This window comes from Asaia sp. A2, from assembly GCF_057319415.1.
Genome location: NZ_JBXWTO010000018.1, coordinates 1 through 17237 on the forward strand (window position 1 = coordinate 1; position 17237 = coordinate 17237).

General features: G+C 61.4%; 16 protein-coding genes. 2 read left to right on the top strand and 14 right to left on the bottom strand.

The window, feature by feature from the left end; genetic code table 11:
* Positions 1 to 104: helix-turn-helix domain-containing protein (locus tag ACWNRM_RS12960; protein ID WP_485170605.1), on the bottom strand; the 104-nt coding region annotated here is incomplete at its 3' end.
* 386 nt (positions 105 to 490) lie between these two features.
* Positions 491 to 1312 (bottom strand): tRNA1(Val) (adenine(37)-N6)-methyltransferase, encoded by an 822-nt coding sequence (locus tag ACWNRM_RS12965; protein WP_485171243.1) that lies wholly within the window; start codon positions 1310 to 1312, stop codon positions 491 to 493.
* Positions 1313 to 1497: 185 nt separating this feature from the next.
* On the opposite strand from ACWNRM_RS12965, the gene ACWNRM_RS12970 reads away from it, so the two are divergent.
* Complete coding sequence (locus tag ACWNRM_RS12970) at positions 1498 to 2535, top strand: polyprenyl synthetase family protein (protein WP_485171246.1); 1038 nt, start codon at positions 1498 to 1500, stop codon at positions 2533 to 2535.
* Between the two features lie 100 nt (positions 2536 to 2635).
* On the opposite strand, the gene murI is transcribed toward ACWNRM_RS12970, so the two are convergent.
* The gene (murI, locus tag ACWNRM_RS12975) at positions 2636 to 3463 is read right to left on the bottom strand and encodes a glutamate racemase (RefSeq protein WP_485171242.1); all 828 of its coding nucleotides are present in this window, start codon (positions 3461 to 3463) and stop codon (positions 2636 to 2638) included.
* A 1-nt stretch (position 3464) separates the two neighbouring features.
* The gene (locus ACWNRM_RS12980) at positions 3465 to 4217 is read right to left on the bottom strand and encodes an orotate phosphoribosyltransferase (protein WP_485171241.1); all 753 of its coding nucleotides are present in this window, start codon (positions 4215 to 4217) and stop codon (positions 3465 to 3467) included.
* A gap of 175 nt (positions 4218 to 4392) precedes the next feature.
* Between ACWNRM_RS12980 and ACWNRM_RS12985 the strand changes: the two genes are divergently transcribed.
* Positions 4393 to 4629: a hypothetical protein gene (locus tag ACWNRM_RS12985; RefSeq protein ID WP_023978727.1), complete on the top strand. Its 237-nt coding sequence runs from the start codon at positions 4393 to 4395 to the stop codon at positions 4627 to 4629.
* Positions 4630 to 4799: 170 nt separating this feature from the next.
* Here ACWNRM_RS12985 and ACWNRM_RS12990 read toward each other — a convergent pair whose 3' ends face one another.
* The 10 genes from ACWNRM_RS12990 to miaB form a co-directional block, all read right to left on the bottom strand.
* A complete protein-coding gene (locus ACWNRM_RS12990) occupies positions 4800 to 6116 on the bottom strand; it encodes a citrate synthase (protein WP_485171240.1) in 1317 nt (438 codons plus the stop codon).
* Between the two features lie 36 nt (positions 6117 to 6152).
* Positions 6153 to 6689 carry a SixA phosphatase family protein gene (locus tag ACWNRM_RS12995; RefSeq protein ID WP_485171239.1) on the bottom strand — a complete coding sequence of 179 codons (537 nt, stop codon included), beginning with the start codon at positions 6687 to 6689 and terminating at the stop codon, positions 6153 to 6155.
* Positions 6690 to 6703: 14 nt separating this feature from the next.
* Positions 6704 to 7006 (bottom strand): chorismate mutase, encoded by a 303-nt coding sequence (locus tag ACWNRM_RS13000; RefSeq protein ID WP_122050069.1) that lies wholly within the window; start codon positions 7004 to 7006, stop codon positions 6704 to 6706.
* Positions 6999 to 7715 (bottom strand): metallophosphoesterase, encoded by a 717-nt coding sequence (locus ACWNRM_RS13005; protein ID WP_371861649.1) that lies wholly within the window; start codon positions 7713 to 7715, stop codon positions 6999 to 7001. The genes ACWNRM_RS13000 and ACWNRM_RS13005 overlap by 8 nt, the downstream gene beginning before the upstream one ends.
* A gap of 96 nt (positions 7716 to 7811) precedes the next feature.
* Positions 7812 to 12326, bottom strand: a complete 4515-nt coding sequence (locus tag ACWNRM_RS13010) for an AAA family ATPase (protein ID WP_485171238.1) — start codon at positions 12324 to 12326, stop codon at positions 7812 to 7814.
* Between the two features lie 23 nt (positions 12327 to 12349).
* Positions 12350 to 12952: a thioredoxin domain-containing protein gene (locus ACWNRM_RS13015; protein WP_023978721.1), complete on the bottom strand. Its 603-nt coding sequence runs from the start codon at positions 12950 to 12952 to the stop codon at positions 12350 to 12352.
* Between the two features lie 114 nt (positions 12953 to 13066).
* The gene (locus tag ACWNRM_RS13020) at positions 13067 to 13987 is read right to left on the bottom strand and encodes a hemolysin family protein (protein WP_485171237.1); all 921 of its coding nucleotides are present in this window, start codon (positions 13985 to 13987) and stop codon (positions 13067 to 13069) included.
* A complete protein-coding gene (gene ybeY / locus ACWNRM_RS13025) occupies positions 13984 to 14511 on the bottom strand; it encodes an rRNA maturation RNase YbeY (RefSeq protein ID WP_485171236.1) in 528 nt (175 codons plus the stop codon). Before ybeY ends, ACWNRM_RS13020 begins: the two co-directional genes overlap by 4 nt.
* Entirely contained in the window at positions 14495 to 15559 is a 1065-nt protein-coding gene (locus tag ACWNRM_RS13030; RefSeq protein WP_485171245.1) for a PhoH family protein, read from the bottom strand. Before ACWNRM_RS13030 ends, ybeY begins: the two co-directional genes overlap by 17 nt.
* 113 nt (positions 15560 to 15672) lie before the next feature.
* Positions 15673 to 17076: a tRNA (N6-isopentenyl adenosine(37)-C2)-methylthiotransferase MiaB gene (miaB, locus tag ACWNRM_RS13035; protein ID WP_485171244.1), complete on the bottom strand. Its 1404-nt coding sequence runs from the start codon at positions 17074 to 17076 to the stop codon at positions 15673 to 15675.
* Positions 17077 to 17237 lie beyond the last annotated feature (161 nt).

Genomic DNA, 17237 nt, shown 5'->3' on the forward strand with positions numbered 1-17237 from the left:
GGGCTGACGCCGAAGCGCTCGGCAGCCTGCCGGCGGGACAGGCCCTTTGAAACCGCCGCGACAACGCGGGCGCGTAAATCCAGAGACAGGGTGCGTGACGACATCCAGCGCCGGCCTCCATCCCGGCCGTCACCTTGAATCAGATCACACACAGATTGGGAATCCCAAATGATTCAATCAGCAAAGAAAACGCTCTAGCCATCATCCTCATGGGAGATCTCATATCGCCCAACGCCATTGGCTGTCGCAGACTAGCTTGTGCGGGCTGCGCTCTCGGGGGGTACGACGCCTGCATAGGGCTGCCGCGGTTTGTAAAAGCAGAACCGTGCAGCGAGTGGCTTTCGTCGGCGCGAGGTTTGCCGTTGTTTCCGAGAAAAAACGGCAGTAGACGCGCCATCAGCACACCCGTCAGTCTAACTACGTCCGGTTGTGTGCTGAGCCTTGTATTCATCTACATGCCGGCATGGTCAGGGTAGCGTGCGACAAACTCTCAAGGCATGACGATTGGGGAGGCTTTGCGCAGGACGGATTCACACGCGTCGGTGTACCCGCCATCTTCTCGATGCAGCACAAGACCGGGGAGAAGCCGAAACGTACCCTTGCTTCCCCATATCCCGCGCAGCAGGACGATCTTCGCTGCGCGCCCCTGTTTGGGCCAGAGCGGACAAAGTGCCAGGCTCCCGAACCCTGCCTGGCGCATGGCCTCGCAGGCTGTGTCAATGACAAAGGCTGGCAGGGCAAGAGTCAGGCTACCGCCGGGGAGTACCCATTTCGATAGCGTCTCGATCCACGTAGTCCAGCCTCCCTCTGGCATGGTCATGGCAAGGCGGCGACGTGCATCATCAGCTCCGGTGTGATCGGCAGGATGCCAGGGAGGGTTGGCCATCGCGTGATGGAAGCGGCCGTTTGCCCCCGGCGTTATCAAGCGTAGGGTAGGGGGGATGTCGGGCAGGCTACCCTGGATGATCGAGACGCGGGCGCCCAGACCATTGGCCTCCATGTTCAGTCTCGCCAGTTCCGCCGTCGCGCTATCGGCTTCGATACCTGCGCCACTGGTCTCTGGGCATCGCGTCATGAGGCAGAGCAGACCGGCACCTGCGCCGCATCCGGCTTCAAGAATGCTCTGGCCACGTCGGGCGGGTACGAAGGCGGCCATCAAGACTGGTTCTATGCCGGTGCGATACCCCTTCGTGAACTGGTGATACTGGACGCGTCGGTCAAGCAGATAACCGGGCATCGTCTCGGTTGTATTGATTGCAGCAGCATCAGCTTTGAGGGTTGCCGGGTTGACCGGGGCCGTCCTGCCGCTCATATGGATTTGACTGTCAGAGGGCCGGTTCGTCGGTCTGAATGGCTCATGCATGAAATCCGGTTTCTGTCTCGGTGTCCTGTTACGCCGTGCGGGATATCGGCTCGTGCCTTATACTGCATCAGGGTCGTCAGTGGCCAAGTAGGAAGTGGAGAGTTGCCTTGGGTGGTGCCGACAGCCTGGCCGATATGAAGGCCGAGCAAAACAACAGTGCAGCCGTGCCCGTCAATGGCGAGCGCTCAGCCCTTAACGCCCTTTCTGACTTTCTCAAGGATGATATGGAGGCCTGCAACCGCGAGATTGTCGCGCGTATGCAAAGCCCTGTTCCGCTTATTCCTCAACTCGGCGCCCATCTGGTTGCCGCTGGCGGCAAGAGGTTGCGCCCGTTGCTCACGCTCGCCTCAGCGCGTTTGTGTGGCTATGAGCCTTCGCCCGAGAACCAGCGTCATGTCGGGCTGGCAGCCTGCGTCGAGTTCATCCATACGGCCACATTGCTGCATGACGACGTTGTGGATGAAAGCACCTTGCGCCGTGGTCTTGCCTCCGCCAATGCCGTGTTTGGCAACAAGGCTTCGGTGCTCGTGGGTGATTTCCTGTTTGCCCGTTCGTTCCAGCTGATGACGGCTGATGGCTCTCTGAAGGTCATGGCCATTCTCTCCGCCGCCTCGGCCACGATTGCCGAGGGTGAAGTGTTGCAGATGGCAACGCAGAACGATCTCTCCACCCCGATCGAAAAATACCTGGAAGTCATTCATGGCAAGACAGCAGCGCTCTTTGCTGCCGCATGTCGGGTTGGCGCGGTGGTGGCGGCGCGCCCGGAGAGCGATGAAGATGCGCTTGAGGCCTATGGCACCAATCTGGGCATGGCGTTCCAGCTTGTCGATGACGCGCTCGATTATGCGGCCGACCAGCAGGTGCTGGGCAAGACAGTGGGCGATGACATGCGTGAGGGCAAGATTACCCTGCCTGTGCTGGCGGCTTTCCGGGCTGGCGATGAGGCAGACCGTGCGTTCTGGCTGCGTGTGATCGAAACCGGTGAGCAGACCGACGAGGATCTGCCGCACGCCCTCGCCCTGATTGAGAAAACGGGGGCCATCCAGACGACCCTGGATCGGGCGCAGCTTTATGCGGATGCCGCTATCGAAGCCCTGTCGTCTTTCCCTGACAGCCCGATCCGGCAGCTCATGATTGATGCAGCCTCCTATACGGTCAGCCGCGCCAACTGACTGAAGAGAGGGGGAGCAGAAAGCTCTCCTTCTGGTACCTGTTGTCAGGCAGGTCGCGCCTCATCCGCTCAGCCGCGAGGCGGGTCCAGCGCGCCCCTGTTCAGGATACGGGGGTTGGGTCCAGAACCGTGATATCCTTATACCCCAGGCGAGCAATGGCGCGCCTCAGGGCCTGCTCATCCCCGGCCGGGCCGGTCAGGCAGAGCGATTCTGGCGAGGTGCTGGCCGGACGATCTGACGCCTGCATTTCAAGCACATGATTGACCTGCCGGGCGACCGCAAGAGCCGGGTCAAGCCAGTTGATGTCTGGCGGGCACAGGCGCAGGAAAGCATTACTGAGGAACGTGTAATGGGTGCAGCCCAGTCCGATTGTATCGATCCGATCGCCATTGGGCGCCTCGAACAGATGGCGCAGTTCCTGTGCTACCAGATCGTCATCGATCGGACGGCCCAGGAAGGCCTGCTCCGCCAGATCGGCGAGGGTACGGGCACCGTGCACAATCATCTCGCAATCGGCAGCGAAATTGTCGCGCAGGCTACGCAGATAGGGGCGACGTGCCGTGCCTCGAGTGGCCAGCAGACCGAAGACGCGTGTCTGACTGACGCGTGCCGCCCAGCGGACGGGGGGTACGCAGCCCACGAATGGCACGTCGAAACGAGCGCGCAGAGCCTCCAGGGCGATGGTGCTGGCCGTATTGCATGCAATCAGCACGACATCGGGGCGAAGTCGGGCAATACGCTCTTCCATGAGCGCTAGGATGCGCGTGACGAGAACGGCATCGTCCTGTTCGCCGTAAGGAAAAAGCGCGTTATCGGCCAGATAGTCGATCAGGGTGCCGGGCGGCAGGGTGGTGCGCAGAGCTTGCACCACCGCAAGACCGCCTATGCCCGAGTCAAAAGCCAGAACGCGACCCGGATCGGTGGGCAAGTCAGCCTTCCGCCTTGGCCTTGAGGGCTGCAGCTTCCTCAGCGCTGCCGACACCGCCATGTGCCTTGGACCAGCCACAGGGATCCTCAAGGAAGCGGCGCACCTCATGGATGTCGCCCTCGGAGAAATAATTAGCGCCGGAGCAGGCCTCAAGCACATCCCACCAGGTGCAGAGCGAATGAAGCGAGACATTCATGTCGGCAAGCGTCTTCTGTGCGCCGGGAAACACGCCATAGAAGAAGACGACAAAGGTGTGATCGACAATGGCACCTGCCGAACGCAGGGCATTGGCAAAACGGACCTTGGATGCGCCGTCCGTGGTGAGGTCTTCCACCAGCAGGGTGCGCATTGCTTCCGGCACATCGCCCTCGATCTGCGCATTGCGGCCAAAGCCCTTGGGTTTTTTGCGGACATAGGCCATCGGCGCCATCATCCGGTCGGCGATCCAGGCAGCGAAGGGAATACCAGCGGTTTCACCGCCAACAACGCACTCGATGCTCTCATAGCCGATGTGGCGGCCGATCTTCTCGACAGCAAGTTCGACAATCTTGGCGCGTGCGCGTGGGAAGAAGATGATCTTGCGGCAATCGATATAGACTGGCGACTTCCAGCCTGAGGTCAGGGTGTAGGGCTCGTCAGGGCGGAAATTGATTGCCTTGATTTCCAGAAGGATGCGCGCTGTGGTCAGGGCTGCATCCCTGTCCCACTGGGTCTGACGAACCGCACCACCGTTGATCTCGTTGCTGAGAGCCATCTCTTGTCACTCCATGATCTTTAGCCGTGCAGGATTATCCGGCCTTCGTGAGAAAAGTAAGACAAATAAGTAGAGAAAACGCTCCCGTGAGTGCGATAGGCTACGCTTGCATTCACCATCGGAAAAGATTTACAATGCAGCAATTGATAGTAATTCTCAACTAGGATCTGTTTGCGTGACTGTTGATCTCAACCGCATTTCCCGAAAGTGCGAACGCGCCGTGATCACGGCGTATGAAGAATTGCGGGAAGTGGGTCAGCCTGACATTCAGGCTTTTACCGCATGCACGACCCTTTATCGCATCCATCACCCTGAGGCGTCCATCAATGAGGCGCGCCGTCTGGTTTCGGAATGGATCGATCACCATATCGTGCGTCAGGACAAGGGAGCGACGCCGGGCTGCGATTGTTGAAGTCCCGCTAGACCCGCACGGGATACTTGCTGACAGATTTTTATGTCTAGCGGGCTAAATGAGCAGCCAGGTCTGGCAACATCATTATCTCTGACGGAATAGACGGCCCTTACGCCGAGCCAAGCAAAAACCGGAGCAATGCTCCGGTTTTTTTCGTTGGCCGGGCGTCTTCAGCTTCGTCGGCAAAGCGGCACGTAATCACGATGCGCCTGGCCCACATAGAGCTGGCGTGGCCGCCCGATACGCTGACCGGGCTCCTCGATCATTTCACGCCATTGACTGACCCAACCCACCGTACGGGCCACCGCGAAAAGCACGGTAAACATCGAGGTTGGTATACCCATCGCCTTGAGAATCAGACCCGAATAGAAATCGACATTGGGGTAGAGGCGGCGCTGCACGAAATAGGGATCGTTGACGGCGATACGTTCGAGCTCGGCAGCAAGGTCGAACATCGGATCGTGCTTGAGCCCAAGCTCTGCCACGACCTCGTGATAGGTCTGCTCCATGATCTTCGCACGCGGATCGAAATTCTTGTACACGCGATGGCCGAAGCCCATAAGCCTTACGCCGCTCTCACGGTTCTTCACCTGAGTGATGAAGGCCGGGATGTTTTCCTTCGATCCAATCTGGGAAAGCATGCCCAGAACGGCTTCATTGGCCCCACCATGGGCAGGCCCCCAGAGCGCTGCGATACCGGCCGCGATACAGGCAAACGGGTTCGAGCCGGTTGAGCCAACGAGGCGCACCGTCGAGGTTGAGGCGTTCTGCTCGTGATCCGCATGCAGGATCAGGATGCGGTCGATGGCGCGGGCCAGAACCGGGTTGACCTTGTAGTCGGCGTTTGGCTTGGCAAACAGCATCTTCAGGAAGTTTTCCGAGAAGGTCAGGCTGTTGTCAGGGTAAACGAATGGCTCACCCACCGTGTACTTATAGGCCCAGGCAGCGATGGTTGGCACCTTGGCGATCAGACGGCGGGTGGAAAGGTCACGCGAGGCTTCGTGGGAGATATCCACGGCATCGGGGTAAAAGGCCGACAGCGCAGCCACGGTGCCACACAGGATGGCCATTGGATGAGCGTCGCGGCGGAAGCCGTTGAAGAAGTTGCGGATCTGCTCGTGCAGAAGCGCCTGCTCCTTGAGGTCGTGCTGAAAACGATCGTAATCCGCCCGGTTCGGAAGCTCCCCATAGACCAGAAGATAGGCTGTCTCAGTGAAGCTGGCCTCGGTGGCGAGCTGCTCGATGGGGTAACCCCGGTGCAGCAACACGCCCTCATCACCATCAATGAAGGTGACAGCGCTACGGCAGGAAGCCGTTTCACCATAGCCGGGATCAAAGGAGAACATCCCGGTCTCGGCTGTAAGTTTGCGGATATCCACCACATCGGGGCCCATCGTACCCTTCAGGATGGGGAATTCGGCAGAGCGCTCGCCTATGCTGAGGGCCGCCGTTGCGGAGATAGGTCCGTTAGTGTCGTGTTCAGCCATAGGAAACGCCTTACGAATTGTGCGGGACGGGGGCAATCAACATATGGGTGATGAGTCATGTGGATGAAGCACCGCGCCAAGGCCAGCCGTATTGGGCGACAAGCCAGCCCAGTCCGATGCCACAGTAAACAGGGTGGCCGTTCCGGGCGCATAGGATCTCATCAGGTCACGGGCAATGGGTCCATCCACGGCGTCGCTCGCGAGATGACGACAGGTTTCTGCAATAGCAGGGTTGTGGCCAACGATGATCAGGGTCGTGACAGCGCAAGGCGTCTCGCGTAGCAATTCAAGAATCCCGTACAGATCGAGATCATAGAGCGCGTCCAGTCCAAGCATGACACTTGAGCCGGGGAGCGCCGTCATGATGGCAGATGCGGTCTGTGTCGTGCGGGTGGCAGTGCTGTGCCAGAGATGCGCCTGATCTAGGGGGATACCGAGCGCCGCGATCTTGCGTGCAAGGCCAAGGGCATCGTGCTCGCCCGTTGCCGTGAGCACGCGGTCACGATCGCCGCCGCCTCTCAGTTCGGGCGCAGCCTCGGCATGTCTGGCAAGAATGAGATGATGCATGCTCATGCCGTCTCCATTATTCAGCGAGGGCTCCGCCCGGCAATCGAATCATGATGACGGATCACCTCCTTGATGATGAAGGCAAGAAACTTTTCCGCGAAGTCAGGGTCCAGGCGCGCCGAGGAAGCCAACTGACGCAGACGTTCGATCTGCCTCGCCTCGCGCGACGGATCGGCGGCGGGCAGGCCGGCACGGGCCTTGAGCTCACCCACGGCCTGGGTCTGCCGGAAGCGCTCGGCCAGCATGTGGATCAGGGCGGCATCGATATTGTCGATACTCTGCCGATGCTGTTCGAGAAGAGTACGGGTTTCGTTTTCAGACATCGAGATCAATCCAGGCAAGATGGCCGCCTTTGCCGGCGCCAAGGTCGGTGAATATTGCGCGCCCTCCGTTGCGCCCATCGCGTATCCAGGGGCGCCCGTCGGTCGAGCGTCGGTCATGGCCACAATAGACGACGTGGCCTGCGGGAATATGGTCGATCCAGCGCAGGCGTCGCTCGGGATAGCCATCGGGCTGCATTCTTCCTGTGGTCTCGCCAAAGAGCGCGCGCGACAGCAGGGAGCTCATGCTCCCAAGCGCGGGCGGGGGCGCTTCCACCAGCATGTCAGTGTGGAAACCGCCATGAACGAAAATCAGCTTGTCATGGATGATCCAGGCAGGTGCGGTGGCGATCGCCTCATAGGCGCGTTCACGCAGTCCCGCCTGAACGGGCCCGGAAAGCTGGTGCAGTGTCTCCTCCAGAGGGGGATCACGGCGCAGCCTGCGTCCCTCAAGGGCTCGACCGAGCTTGCGGTCATGGTTGCCGAGGATGAACAGGCCGCGACCATCATCGATCAGGTCGAGCATGAGCCTGAGCGTGCCCGCGCTGTCAGGACCATGATCGACCAGATCGCCCAGCTGGATGATGAACCGATCGGTCGCGACCGCATGTTCAAACGCAGTCAGGTCTCCATGCACGTCTCCCACCACGCGTATGCCGCGACCGGCACTCAGCCTGGACAGGTCGGGAGGAGGGGGGGGAGAAAAGGTAATCGTCGGGGCCTTTCAGTGGTCTCACATGTCGAAACTGCCAGTATGAGCTGCATCTGGCGAAAAACACAATGAACACATGGTTATAACCGATCGCGGTCAGGACGCCACAGCCACGGCACCGCTTTCTGCAAAAGCGGCCGCCAGCGACAGATCCACCGAAAGCACCTGACTGACGCCACGCTCCTGCATGGTTACACCAAACAGCCTGTCCATATGGGCCATGGTCAACTGGTGGTGGGTCACGATCAGAAAGCGCGTCTGGGCTTCATCGGCCATGTCCTTGAGCAGACCGCAGAGGCGCTCGACATTGGCATCATCCAGCGGCGCATCCACCTCGTCGAGGATACAAAGCGGTGAGGGCTGACACCGGAAGGTGGCGAAAATGAGCGACAGCGCCGTCAGTGCTTGCTCACCGCCGGAAAGCAGTGAAAGCGTCGACAGCTTCTTGCCCGGAGGTTGCGCAAAGATTTCGAGCCCCGCTTCAAGCGGATCATCACTGCCGACGAGACCCAGATGCGCCTTGCCACCATTGAACATACGGCTGAAAAGCGACTGGAAATGGCGGTCCACCTCGACAAAGACCGCCTGAAGGCGCTCGCGCCCCTCCTTCTTGAGTGCGTTGATTGACCCACGCAGGCGCTGGATGGCGGAGGTCAGTTCCTCATGCTCGCGTGTCAGATGGTCGGATTGCTCTCTGGCCTGCGTGTATTCCTGCTCGGCCAGAAGATTGACCGGCCCGAGAGCCTCACGGTCTTTCTGGGCACGGGCGAGCCGTCGTTTAAGCGTCGTTTCGCTTGCTTCGGTAAGGGGAATATCGGGGGGTGACTCTGGCTCGACGCAGGGTGTTTCGGCAAGCTTTTCCTGTTGCGCCAACGCCTGTGCGAGGCGTTCCTGCAACCGGATGGCATTTTCGCGGGCCTGTGCTCCACGTTGCGCCTCATCGCGCTGGCTGCGCGCCAGATTTTGTAGGGCCTCGTCAAGTTCTGTGAGCGCAATAGTGGCCTGTTCGTGCTCCTGCTCGGCGTTTTGCAGGGCGTACCGATGGGCTTGCAGCGCCTCATCCTGCGCCGCTCTCTCAGCAGCATTACGGGAGATTTCCTCGTGGCTGAGTGTCAGGCGCTCTTCAAGCCGGGAACAATCGTCGCGCAGCGTCTCGCCCTGCACACGCGTCTCACCAAGCCTGAGCGCGATGGCGTGCTTCTCCTGCGTCGCCTGATCCAGCCGTGACTGGGCCTCCTGCACCTGCGTCCTGGCGGCGAGGTCGCGTTCGCGCTGATCGGCCTCGGCGGCCAGCGCCGAGCTGAGCTCTGCCTCAAAGGGCGCAAGATCCGGGATTGGAGCCAGAGCTATCTGTGCTTGCGTTGCCCGCGCGAGTTGATCCCCGATGATGTTCTGGCGTGGGGTCAGGGCCGCAAGGCGGCTGTTCAGGCTGAGTTTGAGGTCACGGCGCGTTTGAAGCTCGCGGCTGGAACGGCCGATATCACGGCTGAGGGTTTCGAGCTTCGTCTTCAGTATGGCGCGTTCCCGGTCACCGGTAACAAGAGCGCTCTTGCACTGTTCAAGCACCGTGCGGGCAGAGGTCAGTGCGGCGTCGTGATCGTTTTGCGAGAGCGCCTGACGCTGACCGGCCACGTCATCATGATCAGCACGAGCCTGTTTCAGCACGGTGCCGATTGTGGCGAGTTTGGCGACGCAGGAATCGTTTTGCAGGCGTTGCCTTGTCGCATCCTGCTGGGCGGTCGTGTAGTCGGTCTCAATCTGGCTCGCGGCGGCAATAGCGGCTTCGGTCACGCTGCGCTGTCTGGAAACGTCGCCATTAAGGACGTGCAGGGCCTCGTGCAGTTTCGCTTCATTGCCCAGAGCCTCAAGGCCTGCCACGGCGTTGGTCAGGCGGTCGCGGGTTTCGTCCCGCTGGATCGTGGTCTCGGTGCTGTTCTGATCGATCTGGGCAATCTGCCCGGCGAGCCGGTCCCGACGATCAAGCAGGCCGGTCTCGGCCTGTTTCAGAGCGCTCAGGTTTTTTTCCTCGCGTTGTACCGTCTCGCGAAGGGCTGTCAGCTTTGCTGCTTGATCGGCCTCCTGATCATTGAAGGAACCAAGCGTTGCCCGCAGGGCAGGAGTGGCGGCCTCCGCGGCAGTTATCCGGGTATCCAGATCCCGGAGCGCGGCCAGATGCTCGACCCGGCTGAGGGCGGTCGAGGGCAGGTTGGCTGCTTCGCGATAGCCATCCCAGCGCCACAGGGCACCCTCGCTTGTGACGAGACACTGACCGGGGAGGAGACGCGTCTGAAGTGATTCAGGATCCTGCGTGCTATCAATCAGGCCGACATGATCGAGGCAGCGTTGCAGCGCTTCAGGCGCCTTGATCAGGGCCGAGAGCGATGTGCAGCCAGCCCCGAACTGCTCCGGGGTCAGCGGCGGAAGCAACTGCCATGCGCGATTCTGGAGTGTATCCAGCGAAGCCTCGAGCGTTTGCCCGAGGGCCGCAGCAACGGCGCGCTCGAGCCCTGCGGGAATTTCCATTTGCGCCAGCGCAGGGTCTGGCAGGGCATCGTCAGGCGTATTGGCCTGCAAGGCATCACGTCTTGCCACGAGGGCTAGATGATCGGCACTGGCAAGGCGGAGGGCATTCTCGGCCTCGTCCCGCGCCAGCTGCGTATCGCGCCGCGCCTGGCTTGTCGTCTCGATTTCGAGAATCAAGGACGACAGCGTGCGTTGCGCGGCCTCCCGGGCTCCGGTGGCGTGACTGATGACGGCATCGTCAGGCATATCGCGGCCGAGCGCTTCCCGCCGGGCAACAAGGGTTTCGAGAGACTGATTCAGGCGTTCGAGACTCTGGCGGGCCTGATCGCGGTCTTTTTCGAGAAGCTCCCGTTGTCGGGCGATGCTGCGTGCCTCGGCCTGCTGGGCGCTCAGCTGTTGCTCGATCTGCGCAAGCGCGGAGCGGCTCTCTTCCGCTGTCGCTCTGGCAACATCTCGTGCCGTCATCAGGGTGGCGGCCCTGGCATCAAGCGCGTTCAACGCAGCCTCATCAAGCCGGGCGGCTTCGAGGGCTTCCAGTTCATTCTGGTGCGCTGCGATCTGCTGGGCGAGGTTGCTTGCCCGCGCCGTCAACCGCGCAAGCATCTCGCGATTTTCGCGGGCTTCCTTCTCGATCCGGGCCAGATCCTGTTCGGCTTTGGAGGTGTTGACGAGCTGTTCCTGCCTGAGCTGCGCCTGCTGCTGGATCTGCTGGTCGAGCGCGGCTCTCTCCTGACGCTGCTCGTCCAGTCGTCGGGCGAGTTGCTCCAGCGCCGTCTCATCGGGAAGCTCATCCCGGAGTTCGGCTATCGCCTTCGCGAGCGTTGCCGATTCATCCGTCAGGGCCTCAACGGCCTTTGCGGCCGCTTCATGCTCCAGTGTGAGGGCCTGAGCGGTCATGCGCCGTGTGGTCAGCTTGTCAGCCAGGGCCACTCTTGTCTGCTCAAGGCGGGACAGGAGTTCGGCGCTTTCCTGAGCGGACTTGCGCAGGGTGACGAGCGTATCGGGCAGCTCGCCCAAGGTGACGGCGAGCCGTTGCTCTTCCTCATTCAGCAGCGTCTCACGCTGCGTGAGTTCCCTCAGTCGTCCCAGTGCCAGCTGGTGATCGGCTTCCATCTGCTCGTGGCGCTGTGTCGTCTGCTCGTGGCGCGCCTGTGCCTGCGCCACGGCCTCGCGGGTCGATTCGCTGATGACGCGTAGCCTATCGCGGGTGGTACGCAGAGCGTCGGTATGCTCGCGCAGGGCGAGCAGGCGTTCGCGCCCGGCTGCACCCTGCTGCCCCGCCTCATCAGCAGCGCGCGCCGAATCGTCACGGGATTTTTCCGCAGCTTCAAGCTGCTCCCGTGTGCGCTCGACCAGCAAGGCGGCCCGGCGGTGTACGAGCCAGGAGAGGGTCAGTTCATCCGCACGTATCGCTTCGGAAAGGCTGCGATAGGCTCTTGCCTGAACCGATTGCGCATCGAGTGTGGCCAGCCGCGTCTCGATCTGCTGACGCAGGTCTTCCGAGCGCTCCATGTTGCCCTCAGCCTGCCGGAGCTTGATTTCAGCATCATGGCGCCTCGCATGAAGACCCGTGATGCCCGCAGCCTCTTCAAGGAGCGATCGTCTTTCTTCGGGCTTGGCGCTGATGAGCGCGCTGACACGGTTCTGGCTGACAATGGATGAGCTGCGTGCCCCCGAAGAGAGATCGGCAAACATCGTGGTGATGTCACGCGCACGAAGGGCGCGCCCGTTGAGGCGGAACTCACTGCCCGATCCGCGTTCGGCTCGCCGGGTGATTTCGAGCCGATCAGTCTCGCTGAACGGGGGTGGGGCGAGACCCTGTGCCTCATCCAGCCACAGCGTCACCTCGGCGAGGCTGCGGGCCGAACGTGCGCTCGTCCCTGCAAAAATCAGGTCGTCGAGCTCGCCGCCGCGCAGGGCACGGGCGGAACTCTCGCCCATTGCCCAGCGCAGGGCCTCAACGACGTTGGATTTGCCACAACCATTCGGCCCCACGATACCGGTGAGGCCAGGCAGAATGTCGATTGTGGCTGGATCGGCAAAACTCTTGAAACCCGCTATCCGCAGGCGCGTGATCTTGGCTGACATACGCGAAAAGCGGGGTCCTCTGTTTAGCCGCCGGCTTTCTTGACCTCGGCCTCGAAGGCCTCATAGGTCAGAAGCTCCTGATTATAGGGCTGTTTGTTGAACATGAAGAAAGGCGTGCCGCCGATATTGTATTTCGCCTGATCGGCATCCTGCTGGGCCACAAGTGCCTGACGGAATGTATCATCGGCGTCAATCTTGGCGAATTGCTCAGCCGAGATACCTGCGAGAGCAGCCATCTGCTGAATTTGCTGCTTGGGGTTCACGTCCCGCGCGAAAGCCCAGCGATCCTGGCTAGAGAGCATCGAGTTCACGAAAGGCACATAGCGATCGACCGGCAGCGAACGCGCCACCATCGCCCCGAGCAGGGCGATCTGATCGAGCGGGAAATCGTGATAGACGTAAAACACCTTGCCGGTATCGATCAGGTTTTTCTTAACATCCTGGAACACCGTCATTTCGAAATGGGCACAATGGGTGCAGGTGAGGGAGAACCACTCATTGACCGTGACAGGGGCCTTGGGGTTGCCAAGGGTGCGCGGGGTCAGTCGGGCATCCTCAGCCCGGGCCTTCGGCATAAGGGCGAGGGCAGGCATGGCTGCCAGGAAACTGCGCCGGTACAAAGACATCAAGAACTCTCCCCGTGAATGATACCGGAGTTTTGAAGACCGGAAGCCCTCTCCGCGTCAAGTGTCCCGCGCGACGCGGCGCCGGACATCACGAGGCGGGAGGGGGTGAACGGTTCAGCGTTTCTCGTCGCCGTGGTGGGGCGTTGGATTGTCGCTACGTATCCAGTCGGGCGGGACGCGCATCCGGAGCGCCCGGATATGGCGTGCATCGGCATCGGTCACACGAAAGACAAGGCCGCTTTCATGGGTAAACACCTCACCGCGTATCGGCACATGCCCGGCAAGGCGGAAAACGAGACCACCCACGGTTTCGATTTCAGCCTCACGTTCCGCCTCGGTCAGCACCGGCCCCATGAAGCCTTCAAGCTCATCCACCGGCAATCTGGCATCAAGGTCGAAGGACCCATCGGCACGCTCCGAAATCATGGCCGAGACCGGCTCGTCATGTTCGTCGGAGATGTCACCCACGATGGTTTCCACGAGGTCCTCGATGGTGACCAACCCGTCCACGCCGCCATATTCGTCGATCACGAGCGCCAGATGGGTGCGACGCTGGCGCATCTGCAACAGCAGATCGAGCACGGGGATCTGCGGGGCGACCAGCAAGGGCTGGCGCAGAAGCGGTTCGATATCGAACGCCTCCGAGGTGCCGATATAGGCAATGAGATCCTTGACGTGAATCATCCCGATGACGTTGTCGAGATGCTCGCGATAGACTGGCACACGTGAATGGTTTTCACGGCGCATGAAGTCCAGCGCTTCGTCCAGCGTGATATCCGCTGACATCGAGACGATATCGGCACGTGGCACCATGACGTCATCGGCGGTTTTTTCGCGCAGATGCAGCACATTGGTGATGAGCGCGCGTTCCTGCCGATCCAGCTCCGGACGGGTGCCCGCTTCGGGGTGGGGTGCCGCCGCCTCTTCCACAAGAGCTGCAATCGATAGTCGTAGCCCTTGTTCGCGCCCCTTGCGATTGAAGATGCCGAACAATCCCTTGGCCGATCTCTGGCGATGGTCGTCGCTCTCGCTCATGCGCCGCGCCCCCCGCCCATACGCCAGGGATTGGGTACACCAAGGCGGGCCAGAATGCGGGATTCTGTCATTTCCATCAGCCGCGCCTCATCGGGGCGGTGGTGGTCGTGACCTGCGAGGTGCAGCAGGCCATGAACGACGAGATGCGCGAAGTGATGCGAGAATTTCTTGCCGCTTGCCTTGGCCTCGCGACGGACGGTCTCGAAGGCAAGGGCAATATCGCCATCGCCGAACGACCCGTTTTCCTCGAAGGTGAGGACATTGGTCGGCTTGTTCTTGTCACGGAACGTCGCGTTGAGTGCCTTGATGGCGTGGTCGCCCGCAAGAAGGAAGGCCGGAACACGATCGCGGTCGAGCCACGGCCAGCTTGCCTCGAGGCAGCGGGCGATGAGCGCTTCCAGATTAGGCACGCTGGCACGCCAGCGGCGGTCGGCCACGATCAGATCGAGACGTGAACGAAGGGCCGCCCTCGTGATAGAGGACGGCTCTTCGGCGGATGGGGTCAGACTACTTCGAGGTTCCATTGTATTCCCGGCGCGACCTGCCTCGGGAATAGTCCCGTGCCGCAGCCACTCGTTGATCATAAGCGTCCACGATACGTGCCACCAGCGGGTGACGCACGACATCGGCGGACTCGAAACGGGTAATACCAATTCCCGGCAAGCCTTCAAGGGTCTCGACCGCTTCACGCAGCCCCGAAGCGACGCCCGAAGGCAGATCGATCTGGCTGAGATCGCCGGTGATGACCATGCGAGCGCCCTGACCCATGCGGGTCAGGAACATCTTCATCTGGGCCGGGGTGGTGTTCTGGGCCTCGTCGAGAATGACGAAGGCATGGGCGAGGGTCCGGCCGCGCATGAAGGCAAGCGGTGCCACCTCGATTTCGCCATTGGCCATCCGGCGGGCGACCTGATCACCCGGCAGCATGTCATTGAGCGCATCGTAGAGCGGGCGCAGGTAGGGGTCGATCTTCTCGCGCAGGTCGCCGGGCAGGAACCCCAGGCGCTCGCCTGCCTCAACGGCAGGGCGGGAGAGGATGATCCGGTCCACCTGACCGGCCTGAAGCATGGCAACACCCTGTGCCACGGCCAGATAGGTCTTGCCGGTACCGGCCGGCCCGATCCCGAACGTCAGTTCGGTCTTGGCCAGCATCTGCATATAGGCGGCCTGCCCGCGCGAACGCGGCGCAATGGCCCCGCGCTTGGTCTTGATGGCGGGCAAGTCAAGGAAGGGCGCTGGGCCCTCGGCCTCGGTGCGTGGCAGTTCGGCTGCCGATGCCTCGTTCTGGCGGGGCGTGTTCCGGGGCTCCGCCGCACGGGTTGGCCGCGGCAGGGCAGACAGGCGAATGACACTGTCGACCACGGGGCCATCAATCTTGCCGCCATGCTCAAGCTGGTTATAGAGCGCGGTGATGGCGGCCTGAGCGCGAGCGACAGAAGCCGCTTCACCCGTGATGGCAATCTTGTTGCCGCGGCACGTCAGGCGGACATCGAAACCCTGTTCGAGCCTGATGAGGTGGCGGTCGTGATCGCCCAGCAGTTGCTGAAGAAGAATGTTATCTCCAAAACGCAGCGCCGAGGTGCGGTGTCCCTGTTCGTGAGGAGGGGTTTCAGGCGGGAGGTGCCGCCTGGAGTTACGGTCATTGGTCCCGTATCCGGGATGCGACTGGGGTGCCGTGGGGTGGCTCAAGCGCAGACTCTCTCCCGTAAGAGTGTACCAGCCAGCGAATTGGTAAGACGCTGGGTTATCACAACCGGCACGGTTTGACCGATCAGTTCATCGGTCCCTTCGACATGAACCGGTTGCAGATAGGGTGAACGCCCGGTGATCTGTCCGGGTTTGCGGCCGCGCCCGGTAAAGAGCACCGGCAGTGTCCGGCCGACCATATCGGCGTTGAAGGCGTCCTGCTGTTCACGCAGCAGGGCCTGCAGACGTTGCAGGCGCTCGTCCTTCACGGCCTCTTCGATCTGGAAGGGCTGCCCGGCTGCGGGTGTGCCGGGGCGCGGCGAGTACTTGAACGAAAACGCCTGGGCGAAACCGATATCGCGCACGAGCTGCATCGTCGCCTCGAAATCCTCTTCCGTCTCTCCCGGATGGCCGACGATGAAATCGGAAGAAAGAGCGAGATCGGGACAGGCTTCACGCAGCCGCGCAATCAGCGCGCGGTACTCATCGCCCGTATGACCGCGGTTCATGGCCTTGAGGATACGATCCGACCCGGATTGCACAGGCAGGTGCAGGAAAGGCATGAGCGCAGGATTGTCACGATGCGCGTCAATCAGGGACTGGTCCATGTCGCGCGGATGCGACGTCATGTACCGGATGCGTTCGAGACCGGGCAGTTCGCCCAGGGCTTTCGCAAGGCGCGGCAGATCAGCCGTGCCACCTTCGCCATCATCGCCGTGATAGGCATTCACGTTCTGCCCGAGCAGGGTGATCTCACGCACACCGCTCTCCACCATGCGGCGCGCCTCGGCCAGCACGGAAGAGAGAGAACGGCTCGTTTCGGCGCCGCGCGTATAGGGCACGACGCAGAAGGAGCAGAACTTGTCGCAGCCTTCCTGAATGGTCAGGAACGCTGTCAGGTTCCCTTCCACCTGAGGGGCGGAATCCTGAGGGAGGAAATCAAACTTCATCTCGACAGGGAAATCCGTGTCGATCACGGCACCGCCAGCGCGGGCGGCACGCGCCACCATCTCGGGCAGGCGGTGATAGGTCTGCGGGCCGAGAACGATATCCACATAGGGCGCACGGGCGAGAATCTCCTCGCCTTCCGCCTGGGCCACGCAGCCGGCAACAGCGATGATCGAGCGGCTGAGCCCGGCGGTCTCGCGCTCTTCACTGATCTTGCGCAGGCGGCCCAGTTCAGAGAACACCTTCTCGGCAGCGCGCTCGCGGATATGGCACGTGTTCAGAATGACCATCTCTGCCTGCTCTGGCGTGGTCACCGGCTTGAAGCCGAGCGGCGCGAGCACGTCGGTCATGCGTGCGCTGTCATAGACATTCATCTGACAGCCCCAGGTGATGACATGCAGCCCACGCGTGTTGGTCTGGCTGTCGTTCTGCACGGGAAGAGTGCTGTCAATCAAAGTCTCGACGTTCACGTATCCTGACCTTTGGCCCAGTGGTCCGTTTGTATCAGCAACGATAGGAGAGCACGGGCCGCTTCTGGCTGGGTGCTGTCTACTATAGGAAGCTGATCGTTTTGATGTGTCCTTGTCACTTTCTAGCGCAAGGTTTCGGTAAATGC